Genomic DNA, 12,895 nt, shown 5'->3' with positions numbered 1-12,895 from the left:
TGTCACCTCGGTATAGATGTGAAGTACTTAACAAATATTGATATTAGGGTAGCTCTGTATGACTATATCTTATGCAAGTAAGCTAGTCAATCCCATTGAACCAAGAATCTTATACATATAGGCAGCAAACTACTGTAGTCACTGCCGATAATTCTTTAATAGGAGGCGGTTAAATTGCATATGTTGCACTTTATTGTTTTAATTCCCTTTTTATTCGCCATTTTCGTGCCGTTATTATATAAATATTTTGCTCCGCGGGTGCACACTGGATGGTTTGTTCTACTTGTTCCGGTCGTCCTCTTCTTGTATCTGCTCCGATTTTTGCCACGCATCTCCAATGGTATGGACCTCTTACGATCTGTTCCCTGGATGCCATCGCTAAATCTAAACTTTACCCTTTATGTGGATGGACTTGGCCTTATTTTCGGGTTGCTGATTACCGGTATAGGCGCGCTAGTCATCCTTTATTCTATTTATTATATGTCCAAACACACTGAAGCTCTAAACAATTTCTATGTATACTTGCTTTTGTTCATGGGCGCGATGCTCGGGGTCGTCTTCTCTGACAACCTTTTGCTTCTCTATGTGTTCTGGGAATTGACAAGCATATCTTCCTTCTTGTTAATTGCTTATTGGTACCAGCGTGAACGCTCTCGTTATGGAGCGCAAAAATCGATGCTCATTACGATTTTTGGTGGCCTTTCGATGCTCGCTGGCTTCATCATGCTGTCAATGATAACCGGAACCTACAGCATTCGGGAAATGGTCGCCAATGTCGGGGACATCACCACTCATTCCCTGTTCGTGCCGGCGATGATTTTGATTCTGCTTGGCGCTTTTACAAAATCGGCCCAATTCCCGTTCAGTATTTGGCTGCCGGGTGCAATGGAAGCTCCGACACCAATCAGCGCCTACCTTCATTCAGCTACCATGGTCAAAGCCGGCATCTATTTAGTTGCCCGCTTCACGCCCGTATTCGGCGGAGAGGCGGAATGGTTCTGGCTCGTTTCCGGGGTTGGTCTCATCACATTGCTCTATGGCTCGTTAAACGCGGTGAAACAAACAGATTTAAAAGCCCTTCTTGCGTACTCGACCATAAGCCAATTGGGCCTTATTATGAGCCTGTTTGGGGTGGGATCTGCGGCTTTGTATTTTACAGGAGGCAGCGAATCTTCCGTCTATGCTGTAGCTGTGTTGGCAGCCGTGTTTCACCTTATCAACCATTCAACCTTTAAAGGTGCGCTTTTCATGGTAGTCGGAATTATTGACCATGAAACAGGTACACGTGATATCCGAAAGCTGGGCGGCTTGATGCAAATCATGCCTGTCTCGTTTACCCTAGCAGTAATTGGGGCTTTCGCAATGGCTGGCCTCCCTCCATTCAATGGCTTTTTAAGCAAGGAAATGTTTTTTACAGCAATGCTGGATGCATCGAGGATGTCTATTTTTAACATGGACACACTTGGGGCCTTATTTCCGGTAATCGCATGGGTTGCCAGTGTTTTCACTTTCGTTTATTGCCTGGTTCTAGTCATTAAGACGTTTAGGGGCAAATATAAGCCTGAAAGATTGGATAAAAAGCCCCATGAAGCGCCGCTCGGGATGCTGATTCCGCCAATCGTGCTGGCTGTCCTAGTTGTAGCCATCTTCTTCTTTCCGAATACCCTGTCCGAATACTTGCTGCAGCCTGCTGCCCATGCGGTATTGCCGGGGTTGCCGGAAAATGTATTTGCAAAAGAAATCAGTGCCTGGCATGGCTTTAATTTAGAATTGGCCATGACAATCGGCGTTGTTTTGCTAGGGATATTCCTCTATCGGTCTCGAAAAAATTGGGTTGGATTGCTAAGGCGCTATCCGGAATCCTTAACCCTGAATACGTTTTACGATCTTGGGCTGGAGCGGGGCGAAGAGGCATCCCGCAATCTGACTGAACGGTATATGACTGGCTATACTAGAGATTACATCGTCTATGCGTTTGGATTTTTAATTCTGCTCGCTGGTGGTGCTCTCCTTGTTTCTAATCGGCTTTCGTTTGATTCGGCAAATAATGCGCCAATAACCTTCTTTGAAGGTGCGCTTGCCATAGCGCTGCTTGCCGCTGCTCTTACAATTCTTTTTGCAAAATCACGTATGACAGCTGTTCTCGCCCTTGGGGGATTAGGCTATCTTGTATCATTATTGTTTGTAATTTTCAGGGCTCCGGATTTAGCCTTGACGCAAATGGTCATTGAAACGGTGACAACTGCCTTGTTCCTTCTATGTTACTTCCATTTGCCGAAGTTTTTCAAAGGAACCGGACGTATTCCATTTAAGCCATTAAATCTCGTTATTTCTATAGGCGCCGGGCTTACGGTTACCTTATTTGCCTTGTCAGCCAATGGCAACAGGCTGTTTGAGCCTATCTCAGACTTTTATAAAAATTCCTATGAGTTAGCCGGAGCGCGAAACATTGTGAACGCCATTCTGGTTGATTTCAGGGGCATCGATACAATGTTGGAAATATCGGTTCTTGCCATTGCGGCTCTAGGGGTCTTTACATTAATAAAACTTGAAATAAATAGGAGTGAGAAGAATGAAGGAACAAAATGACGTCATCCTGCGAAGTGTGGCGAGAGTTGCTGTAGTCATCATTCTCACTTTTGCCATTAACCTTTTCTTTTCCGGCCACCATTTTCCAGGGGGCGGTTTTGTGGGCGGGCTTGCGCTTGCTTGCGCGATCACGCTTCTTTTCCTGACTTATGATATCGAAACTGTACGGGCGAACATGCCTTTTGACTTTAAGTCGATGGCGGCCATCGGCGTCTTGATTGCCGTTTTCACAGGGGTTGGCGGCCTGCTCTTTGGTGCACCTTTCCTTAAACAGGCTTACGGTTACTTCGACCTCCCGATTTTTGGGAAAACAGAGCTGGCAACGGCGATGATTTTTGACCTCGGGGTAGCCTTAGCTGTTATAGGCACCGCCATGACAATTATTATCACGATAAGCGAGGACCGATAAATATGGAAACTATACTGTCTATCCTCGTTGGCGTCCTCTTTACCATTGGAACGTATTTACTGTTATCGAAAAATTTACTGAGAATTATTTTGGGAACTTCCATTCTCAGCCATGGAGTCAATCTGCTCATCCTTACGATGGGAGGCTTGAAAACTGGCGGCCCGCCCCTTCTGGATTATGGCGGGAACACCTTTACGGATCCGTTGCCCCAGGCGCTTATTTTAACCGCGATTGTCATTAACTTCGGAACGACGGCCCTTTTCCTTGTTCTGAGCTATCGTGCATACAAGGTGCTTGGCACGGATGACACGAAACAAATGAGAGGTAATGAAAATGAATAATTTACTCATACTGCCCATCATTATCCCGTTAATTACAGGGATGGTTATGGTCATTATTAGAAGAAGAATCTTTGCCCAGCGGCTGCTGGGGATTCTTGCGATTGTGGGAACCGGGGCAGTATCAGCGGTATTAATTTCCCAAATAACGGCCAACGGCATCCAGGTTCTCCACCTTGGCGGCTGGGAAGCCCCTTTTGGGGTAAGCATGGCTGCGGATATGTTCTCCGCCCTGCTTCTTTTGACAGCAAGCATCGTGTCCCTGTTCTGTTTCATTTACGCCTTCCGCTCAATCGGGATGGAACGTGAAAAAAACTTCTTTTACCCCCTGTTTCTATTCCTGCTAACAGGGGTGAATGGATCATTTATTACCGGGGATATTTTTAATCTCTTTGTCTGTTTTGAGGTAATGTTGATTTCCTCCTATGTGCTTATATCAATCGGTGGGACTAGGATCCAACTGAGGGAATCGATTAAATATGTACTCGTAAACCTTACATCATCGCTCCTTTTTCTAGTTGCGATTTCATACTTGTATGCGACGTTGGGCACTTTGAATTACGCCCACCTTTCAGTCCGGGTGGCAGATGCCGGGCAGGACGGGCTGTTAACAGCGATTTCACTGCTATTTTTAATTGTGTTTTGTTTAAAAGCCGGCTTGCTGTTATTCTTTTGGCTTCCTGGTTCGTACAGTGCCCCTCCGACAGCAATTGCGGCTATCTTTGCAGCGCTTTTGACCAAGGTAGGCATTTATTCGATTATAAGAATGTTTACTCTTGTGTTTTATCATGACCCAGGCACGCATCTCATTATAGGGATCATGGCAGCCTTAACGATGGTACTAGGAGCTATCGGCGCTGTTGCGTATTGGGATATTAAAAAAATACTGACGTACAACGTAATTGTCGGAGTTGGATTTATTTTAGCAGGGTTGGCTTCCAACACTGCTGAAGGACTGACAGGAGCGGTTTACTATCTGATCCATGACATCATTATTAAAGCCCTTCTCTTCCTCATTGGCGGAACGGTTATCGCTATTACTGGAACAGCTAAGCTTAAGGATATCAGCGGATTAATCCGGACGTATCCTTACTTAGGATGGATGTTTTTTGTAGCTGCTATGTCACTGGCGGGAATCCCGCCACTCAGCGGGTTTATCGGTAAGGTATATATTACGGAAGGTACATTTGAAGCGGGCTACTTTTGGCTTGGGGCTATCGGGCTTCTTACAAGCTTAATGGTCCTGTATTCCGTTATGAAAATCTTTATGAATGGCTTTTGGGGAGAATCCTATTTGGATGAAGAACAAGAGATAGAAAAAAAGAAAACGAAAGGATTGCTATTTCCAATCGCCGTTCTTACAGCTCTGACTATTGCACTTGGGCTCGGTGCGGAAGGGATTTATACCTTTACTGAACTGGCTGTTCAAAGTTTAACGAATCCTTCCCTCTATATTGAAGCAGTCCTTGGCAATAGCTAAGTGGAATCGGATGTAAAACCAGTCTTTCATTCTTGCAGAAAGGGGTGGTCGATGTGCCTATGCAGGTATTAACCAATCTTTTTATCGCTATACTTTGGTCGGGACTACAGGATGATTGGAGCGTCTTAACCTTTATAAGCGGCTATTTCGTTGGAATCATCGTCCTGTTTTTAATGCGCCGCTTCCTTCCGGAAAATTTTTATATCATTACTCTTTTAAATATCATTAAATTGGCTGCTGTATTTATTCAGGAGTTATTTACCTCCAGTTATATGGTTATCCGCCACGTTTTTAAGCCGAAATTGACGATTACCCCCGGTACCTTAACGCTTGAAACGGACCTGGAAAGTGACATCGAGGTGACCCTTTTGGCGCTTCTTTTAACGTTAACTCCCGGCTCTGTCGTAATCAAGGTTTCGGATGACAAAAAGAAGTTTTTTGTCCATGTGCTGGATACGTCTGATTCAAATGTGGCGATATTAAAATCACAAAAAAGATTTGAAAACTCGATCAAGAGGGTGACGCGGAAATGTTCGATTTAATATTAAAGATTTCTTTATTCTTCCTGGCTCTTTCATTCCTTGCGTTCTTCTATCGGCTAATCATTGGACCATCCGTACCGGACCGGATCCAAGCACTGGATGCCATCGGTGTCACATCAATCGCCGGAGTTGCAGTAGTTTCTGTCATACTCAGGACACACGCGTTTTTTGAAGTTATCCTACTGATTGGGATTTTATCATTTATTGGAACACTTGCATTCGCGAGGTTCCTGGAAAGAGGTGTAACCATTGAACCCAAGCGCCCTCAGTGAAATGGTTGCCGCTATTCTCATTTTAACTGGTTCTTTGGCCAGCTTCATGAGTTCAATCGGATTAATCCGGCTTCCTGACGTTTACACACGCTCGCATGCGGGCTCAAAAAGCTCTACACTAGGGGTTTTATTTACATTAGTAGGCACCCTTGTGTTCTTCCTCTTTAGTAAAGGGTATTTTAGCGTTAGATTGATACTTGGTATATTTTTCGTGTTTTTGACAGCACCGGTTTCAGCCCATCTGATCGCAAGGGCTTCCTATTTGACGAACGTGAAGATGGCCGAGGCAAAAGACGAGGGTGGATTCCGCGAAGTAGAGATGGTTGAAGAGAAATGATTTGGATCGATATGTTTTGAAAAAAAAAAAAGTTTTTGATAAGGCCCTTCGGATTTTCGTTTAAAATCCTGAAGGGCCTTTTTTCTTTTAAAACATGAACGGTTTCGAAGAATCTCCTTCTTTCTTATAAAATCATAAAGAGCTTCATACCTTTATAGAAAAGAGATATTGGAGGTGAGCCTGTGAGGATTTATGTGGTAAAACCGGGGGATTCCCTCTGGAGGTTGGCACAAACGTACCGGACCACTGTCAGCCAAATTGTTACCGTTAATGAATTGAAGAACCCTAATGTTCTCGTCGTCGGGGAATCGCTTGTGATTCCTGAATCGGATAAGGAATATGTCGTCCAGCGCGGCGATACGCTCTCACAAATTGCAGCGCGTTACAGTGTGGCGGTACAGGATTTGGCCAGCTTCAACAATATCACCAACCCTTCCCTGATTTATGTCGGCCAAACGCTGTACATTCCCTACTTCCGCCATACAGTCCGCACCGGTGAAACGCTTTGGGCAATCGCCAAGCGGTATGGCGTAACCGTTACCCAGATTTCACAAGCGAGCAACATTGCCAACCCGTCCCTCATTCATCCGGGGCAGATATTAAGAATTCCAGCTGAGGCCAAACCTGTCAAAGAAGTGAATACCTATGTTACAAGGATGGACGAACGGGGTCGGAACGAAGTAACCGCTCGCGGCAATCTGTTTACTTATCTCTCCCCTTTCTCTTATGGAGTTAACGAAGATGGCTCACTCGCCAATCTGCAGGATACCCTTGTGCTGCAAGGCGCAACTTCCACAAACACAGTTCCATTGCTTACGATTACGAATACCGTAAGCGGATCATTCAGCTCCGACAGGGCTGCAGCAATTTTACGCAATCCCGCTGTACAGGATACCCTTTTGGCAAACATCATCGCACGCATGCGGGAAAAAGGGTACGGTGGGCTGAATATCGATTTTGAATACGTCTTTCCTGAAGACCGGGAGAATTACAACGCATTTTTACGAAAAGCGGCCGCCCGTCTCCACCAAGAGGGCTATTCACTGTCAACTGCCCTCGCCCCAAAGGTAAGCGGGACACAGAAAGGTTTGCTCTATGAAGCCCATGATTACCCCGCCCATGGCGAAATTGCCGACTTTGTTGTGCTCATGACCTATGAATGGGGCTGGTCCGGCGGAAGTCCTTGGGCGATTGCCCCTGTTACCGAAGTACGGAAGGTGCTTGATTATGCCGTTACTGTCATCCCGCCAGGCAAAATCATGATGGGCGTCCCGCTCTATGGCCGCGACTGGAAAATCCCATGGGTTCAGGGCACTTATGCAAAAACAGTTAATTTGAAAAGCGCAGTCGAACTCGCCACCCGTTTCGGCGTAGCTATTCAATACAACGAAACATACGAAGCCCCGTTTTTCAGGTACACGGAAGAAACCGGCCAGCAGCATGAAGTCTGGTACGAAGACGCCCGAAGCCTGCAGGCAAAATATGATCTGGTGAAACAATACGGCTTAAGAGGCGTCAGCTATTGGGTCCTCGGCCCGCCCCTGCCTCAAAACTGGCCGGTCCTCAGGGAAAATTTCAGGGTGAGGAAAAGAAGTTAATTCGTTTGAGCCATTTGAAAAAGGACCCAGAATCCTATGGATTTTGAGGTCCTTTCAAGTAAAAGAGTGACCACCATTATAAAAAAGTGGCCTACCATGGGCCGGTGTTGTTTATGTTAGGAGGATTCTGCTTTTGCACATCGTTTAATTTTTTCAACACCGTAGCGGGCTTTTTTGTCACTCATTAATTATCGATCCGTACGCCAAAATCGAGATTACTATAATAGACCAAGTCCCAAAACGAGATTGAGTTCTCCTCCTTTATTTATAGTAAAATCAATTTCTTTAATGCAGCTTCCCTTATGTTCTATACACATTACCAGCGCATTACTATTTCAATACTTTCAAGCCTAATAATACATAATAAATTGGAATAAGCGGCATAGATCCAATCACACAGATCATTTTGATGGCATCTATTTCAAAGGCCGCTGAAAGAACAAGACCAAATCCAAATACACTTGATAAAATACCTAAAGCAGATATTTTTTTAAACTCCTTAAATGTATACAATGATACTGTCAATACCCATAAAAACATAAAAGCGATACTCAGCAACCCGCTCGGGCTTAACTGGGTTAAGGAGTCCCAGGCGATCAGAAGAGTCTCTTGTGTGTATTGACTGGATTTTATAAAATTATGCGCAAGTGTGTGGTCTACAATCATTTGCTTATAGTTATCAACAATCAGTACAGAAAAGCCAATAATGGACAAAATGTTAACCGTTTTTAAAATAAAACGATCTTTATAGATTGGAAATTTTGTAATAAATGAACAAATGGCTATCCCAAGCATTCCTGTTGGAATTAAAATAAAATGCCACCATTGGAAAAAAGAAGGGTTTTCATGATGGTTAATGATTGAATTTTCAGCGGTTGGAGCAAATAGTTGAAATAGCCCGTTCGCTACCAACAATAAAGAAAACAAGATAGAAACAATGATAATTGCATTTCTTTCGATACTCAAAAAAATCACCCGTTTACCCTAAATTTTTGATCTTCTTCATTTTTATTTGGAACTAATTTTCGAATTCAATAAATTTCTTTGATTTTTTGTCCTTCTATTCAAAATGTACTTATTATCTATTGTTAGAACCCTCCTTCATAGAAATTATATAGCAGTTGGAAAATTAATCCTATAAACATTTTGACTACTTTGAATTTTTTGAAACAAGTGTGTTTAAAACTTATTATTTCGCGTGATTGTCACTGCATTAAAAAGGGCTGAACCCATATTGTTTTAGTACAGCCCTTCTCAATTTACCTTTCATTTCATCTGCCATTCTACCAATCGCTATGCAAAAGCCGGAAGTAAGTTCTAAAGGAGATGTAATTTACCTCCAGGAACGCGCGAACCGGCTGAAGCTCTTTATATTGATAAAACGACCGTCATCAACTGGTTCGCAGTAGACGCAGCGGGGAACATTGAGAAAAACTACAACCCGCTTAGCAATTCCTCAAACTTCAATTCTGTGAAAATAAACATTAAGTAAAGCAAAAAGATGCCGGGCCCTTTTCAGGAAGCCTGGCATCTTTTATTTTGGGGTTGGGATTAATCACAATTTTCACCACCCTCTAATAAATCCTCTTTCATACAAACACTCCATCATACCAATAAAAATGATAAACCTCAAAGGGTTCCAAAAATCAATGTCGCCAAAAGTAATTTAGTTTGATTGAGACAGTTTTAATAGTAAAAAATGAATACCTGATTAACATAATACTTTCTCTACAAACATAGTGTGGAAAAGAGAAAAAATATTTTTGGGGGTAATTTGATGAAAGGTACCAATGAAAAAATGTGGCTTCATTTTCTTTCAAAGTTTATATTTCTTTTACCTCTGCCTGTCTTGCTTTTGTTTTTATCCATAGGTATATTATTAAGTTCCAGTGGGGATTCACCAGTCGAATTAGCCTTTATGATTTCTGCTTCAAAAAATCCGATAGGTTTAAGGTTGGGGTGGTTGTCTCTAATTTTATTGTGGGGTTCTGTATCAGTTTTCTTTATTGCATTAGCAGGGCTATTCAAAAATGAACACCCAATCAAAAGTACCTTTTTGGGGGCAATCGGGATTGGATTTATTATTCCAATGTCTGCTGGAAATCTTCATTGGACAGCCACACTGGATATGGCGAAGCGGTATGGAAAGGCTACTGCCGAACAACAGGAATTGCTAAAAGAAATTCAAATGACAGTATTCCAAATAGTAGAATCAAGAATTGATACAGCTAATTTGCTGTGGGGAATGGGATTAGTGCTTTTTATCATTATGGCTCGTAAGTTTGTTCCTTTGTTTATCCGTGTATTGTACATGATCTCCGCAGCTATTATGCTATTAGTCTTTTTATCGAATATTTTGGGTTTTACATTCCCCTTCTTTCTAATTCCGGTTTTTTATTTGGCTACCCTTGTTGCTCATGTTTCTCTTGGCATTGTATTTTATAAAAAGAATAAATCCGTCTCCACAATTAATGCTGTTTAGAAATCACTTTCCATATTACGGCAAAACTTTCCTATAATATAATACAGAAAGGGATCCGTTTTCACGGACCCCCTTTTTGTAGTTATTTGGCTATTAACTAAGTTTATTTATCCTTTTTATTCAAAAGGCTGTCTATAGAATATAACTTGCTGCCCGTAATTGCCAGAACGACCGCCATTGCCAGGAAAGCCAAATCCAATTCATAGCCAGCCATTTGGCCATTGCCCAGTAAACCAACCGCAAGTTTTACTTTGAAAATTGCACCGATTAATAACACTGCTAATAAACCAGACACAATTCTAGTCCCCAATCCAATAACCAATGCAATCCCACCGATTAGTTCAAGCAATGCGACTGCATAAGCCAAAAATCCTGGCAATCCAATGCTTGAGAACCAGCCAACAGTATTTTCAATTCCCCCCTGGAACTTTACAAGCCCATGGTAAAAGAATAAAAACCCTAATACTACCCGTAAAATAAGTGCTCCGATTTCGTGTTTGTTTTCCATTTGTACCACTCCTAAATTTTGTTTTATCTTTAATGTAATCCTTCTTACTTCGAGATATATGCGAGTCAACTTTCTTCTATTTTTTCCAAAAAACAGCTGTTACAATCACTTATTGACCAAATTGCCAAACACTGTGGCTTAGATTGCCATATCGAAAGCTGCGATGAAGCAACGTTGCCTTTGGCTGATTGTCAGCTGCTCCCATTGCATAAAAGATTGGAATAAAATGCTCATTTCCGTATGGCGGGACAGCTAGTGACGCGTTGGGAGCAAGTGTATTGTAGTTAAATAAAGATTGAAGATTCCAATTTTGAAGGTTGACTGCCAACCAATCATCAAATTCAAGTGCCCAAGTGTCAGTCGTTCCGTTATCAGCCCACTTTAATGCTCCAAGATTGTGGACGGTGCCTCCGCTTCCGATAATCAAAACATCCTTTTCCCGTAAAACGGATAATGCGGCTCCAATTTTATATTGCTCCTCTGGTGTTAGAGCCGGATTAACAGACATGGCGATAACCGGAATATCCGCATTTGGATATACCATGCGAAGGACTACCCAAGCCCCATGGTCAAGGCCGCGAGTTGTTTCATTTTCATAAGAAATACCATTCTGGGTGAACAGATCTTCTATCTCCCCTGCTATCTCGTTGCTTCCACGAGCAGGGTACTGGATTGTATATAGCGATGGATCAAAACCGCCGAAATCATAGATCGTACTATATTGGTCCACCCGGCTAACCTGTTGGACCCTCGATTCCCAATGCGCGGAAAACAGCACAATTGCTTTTGGACGGGGAAGTTCCTTGCCTAATTGATTTAAAAATTGTGTATAATCGTTATTCTCAATGGCCAGCATTGGAGAACCGTGAGCGATAAAGAATGATGGCAACATTTCATATCCCTCCTATCTTTTTCAGGTAGTACTTTTTATAAATCGTTTAAAAGCCAGGATTGAAAATCTCGTAAGTTTTCCAAGGATACTGTGTGTCCCTCCGGATACGATTTAAACGTGACCGATACTCCAAGCTGAGTAAAAAATTCCACATTTTCGTGTCCCCACTCATATGGCAGGACATTGTCGTATTCCCCATGCGAGATAAACATAGATAACTGTTTGCTAGGGTTTATCGTGTATTCTTCTTTAACAAATTGTGGAATATAACCACTAAGAGCGACCGCACCTTTGATTTTGCTTCCAAGGGTTAGCGCCAATGTCATTGAAACAATCGCTCCCTGGCTAAAGCCCATCAAGTATACCTTGTTAGAGTCCACCGGGTATTTCTCAGTTGCATAATTTATAAAGGCTGATAACTTACTGATTCCCTCGTCAAAAACATCCCGGTGAGGTTTGCCGTATCCTTCTATCGTAAAATAAGCAAAGCCGGGCCCATGAGGCAAATGGCCCCTCACACTAAAGATATAAAAGCGGTCTTCCAAGCCATCTACTAAAGAGAGCATGTTTTGTTCGTTGCTTCCTATCCCATGCATAATAAATAATGCAGGATATTTTTCCCCTTGAACAACATTCCTTGGACGGCGAAGTTCATAAATCATTTCTGCTTCCAATAGCCACACCTCCTTGTATATAACATGATGTTAAACACAAAAAACAATTCATCGTAAAATGTTTGAGCTCAAAAAGTTTACTAATATGAATCTTTGTTCTTTCATACAATATCAAAGGTAAATATGGCGTGTCAACGATTTTTTTGTTAATATGAAATTAAGTTTACTATTAAGAAACTTTTTGGGGAGGTGAAGAGGAATGGATATCGGTTCCAAAATACGGTCCATTAGAAAGAGAAAGAACATAACGATCGCGCAAATATGTGAAGGAACAGGCCTTTCGAAAGGATTTATAAGCAATGTTGAAAACAATAACACTTCTCCATCAATAAACACATTACAAACGATTGCTAACTTCTTAAAAGTACCTTTACCATACCTTCTTTTAGAAAAAGATAAACAAATGACGGTCATAAGGAAAAATGAGCGGCAAGTAATGACTTCAAATGAGTCCGATATGAAAGTTGAACATTTGGCGTCAAGGGGTGGATTAAGCATTCGAGTCGTCGAATTCCCGTCAGGGGCTTCCACCGGCGGAAAAAATGCACACGAGGGCGAAGAATGCCATCTGGTGCTAAAGGGAAAAATTCTTGCCGAGCAAGGAGAAGAATCCTATATAATGGAAGAGGGCGATACGTTCAGCTGGTGCGCAAGCGTCCCTCATTATGTAAAAAATATAGGCGATGACGTCGCTAAAGTGCTAATTGCTGTTTATACACAAGATTCGGATTAAATATAAGCAATACAAAAGATGCCGGGCCCTTTTCAGAAACT

14 protein-coding genes are annotated in these 12,895 nt (G+C 42.4%); 10 read left to right on the top strand and 4 right to left on the bottom strand.

The window, feature by feature from the left end:
* The first annotated feature begins 180 nt into the window (after positions 1–180).
* The 8 genes from RB160_RS02605 to RB160_RS02570 all read left to right on the top strand — a co-directional run bounded on the left by RB160_RS02605 (position 181) and on the right by RB160_RS02570 (position 7,565).
* Entirely contained in the window at positions 181–2,589 is a 2,409-nt protein-coding gene (locus RB160_RS02605) for a Na+/H+ antiporter subunit A (protein ID WP_396954662.1), read from the top strand.
* Entirely contained in the window at positions 2,573–2,998 is a 426-nt protein-coding gene (locus tag RB160_RS02600) for a Na(+)/H(+) antiporter subunit B (protein ID WP_316568638.1), read from the top strand. Before RB160_RS02605 ends, RB160_RS02600 begins: the two co-directional genes overlap by 17 nt.
* Positions 2,999–3,000: 2 nt before the next feature.
* Positions 3,001–3,339, top strand: coding sequence for a Na(+)/H(+) antiporter subunit C (locus RB160_RS02595; protein ID WP_316568637.1), 339 nt, complete (start codon positions 3,001–3,003; stop codon positions 3,337–3,339).
* Positions 3,332–4,816 (top strand): Na+/H+ antiporter subunit D, encoded by a 1,485-nt coding sequence (locus RB160_RS02590; RefSeq protein ID WP_316568636.1) that lies wholly within the window; start codon positions 3,332–3,334, stop codon positions 4,814–4,816. Before RB160_RS02595 ends, RB160_RS02590 begins: the two co-directional genes overlap by 8 nt.
* A 59-nt stretch (positions 4,817–4,875) precedes the next feature.
* Complete coding sequence (locus tag RB160_RS02585; protein ID WP_316569049.1) at positions 4,876–5,358, top strand: Na+/H+ antiporter subunit E; 483 nt, start codon at positions 4,876–4,878, stop codon at positions 5,356–5,358.
* Positions 5,346–5,630, top strand: a complete 285-nt coding sequence (locus tag RB160_RS02580) for a Na(+)/H(+) antiporter subunit F1 (protein WP_316568635.1) — start codon at positions 5,346–5,348, stop codon at positions 5,628–5,630. The genes RB160_RS02585 and RB160_RS02580 overlap by 13 nt, the downstream gene beginning before the upstream one ends.
* The gene (gene mnhG, locus RB160_RS02575; protein ID WP_316568634.1) at positions 5,608–5,967 is read left to right on the top strand and encodes a monovalent cation/H(+) antiporter subunit G; all 360 of its coding nucleotides are present in this window, start codon (positions 5,608–5,610) and stop codon (positions 5,965–5,967) included. Before RB160_RS02580 ends, mnhG begins: the two co-directional genes overlap by 23 nt.
* A 182-nt stretch (positions 5,968–6,149) precedes the next feature.
* Positions 6,150–7,565 (top strand): LysM peptidoglycan-binding domain-containing protein, encoded by a 1,416-nt coding sequence (locus RB160_RS02570; protein ID WP_316568633.1) that lies wholly within the window; start codon positions 6,150–6,152, stop codon positions 7,563–7,565.
* A 330-nt stretch (positions 7,566–7,895) separates the two neighbouring features.
* Here the strand turns inward: RB160_RS02570 and RB160_RS02565 are convergent, their stop codons facing one another.
* Positions 7,896–8,531: a hypothetical protein gene (locus RB160_RS02565; protein WP_316568632.1), complete on the bottom strand. Its 636-nt coding sequence runs from the start codon at positions 8,529–8,531 to the stop codon at positions 7,896–7,898.
* Between the two features lie 811 nt (positions 8,532–9,342).
* Here RB160_RS02565 and RB160_RS02560 point away from each other — a divergent pair.
* Positions 9,343–10,047: a hypothetical protein gene (locus RB160_RS02560; protein WP_316568631.1), complete on the top strand. Its 705-nt coding sequence runs from the start codon at positions 9,343–9,345 to the stop codon at positions 10,045–10,047.
* 103 nt (positions 10,048–10,150) lie between these two features.
* Here the strand turns inward: RB160_RS02560 and RB160_RS02555 are convergent, their stop codons facing one another.
* The 3 genes from RB160_RS02555 to RB160_RS02545 all read right to left on the bottom strand — a co-directional run bounded on the left by RB160_RS02555 (position 10,151) and on the right by RB160_RS02545 (position 12,130).
* Positions 10,151–10,555, bottom strand: a complete 405-nt coding sequence (locus RB160_RS02555; RefSeq protein ID WP_316568630.1) for a DoxX family protein — start codon at positions 10,553–10,555, stop codon at positions 10,151–10,153.
* 109 nt (positions 10,556–10,664) lie between these two features.
* On the bottom strand, positions 10,665–11,447 hold the full coding sequence (locus RB160_RS02550; protein ID WP_316568629.1) for a DODA-type extradiol aromatic ring-opening family dioxygenase: 783 nt from the start codon (positions 11,445–11,447) through the stop codon (positions 10,665–10,667).
* A gap of 35 nt (positions 11,448–11,482) precedes the next feature.
* Positions 11,483–12,130 carry an alpha/beta hydrolase gene (locus tag RB160_RS02545; RefSeq protein ID WP_316568628.1) on the bottom strand — a complete coding sequence of 216 codons (648 nt, stop codon included), beginning with the start codon at positions 12,128–12,130 and terminating at the stop codon, positions 11,483–11,485.
* A 190-nt stretch (positions 12,131–12,320) separates the two neighbouring features.
* On the opposite strand from RB160_RS02545, the gene RB160_RS02540 reads away from it, so the two are divergent.
* Positions 12,321–12,854: a helix-turn-helix domain-containing protein gene (locus tag RB160_RS02540; protein WP_316568627.1), complete on the top strand. Its 534-nt coding sequence runs from the start codon at positions 12,321–12,323 to the stop codon at positions 12,852–12,854.
* Positions 12,855–12,895: the final 41 nt, after the last annotated feature.

The organism is Neobacillus sp. YIM B06451 (genome assembly GCF_032667185.1).
GTDB lineage: Bacteria > Bacillota > Bacilli > Bacillales > Cytobacillaceae > Bacillus_D.
This window is presented reverse-complemented; position numbering and strand designations above follow the sequence as displayed.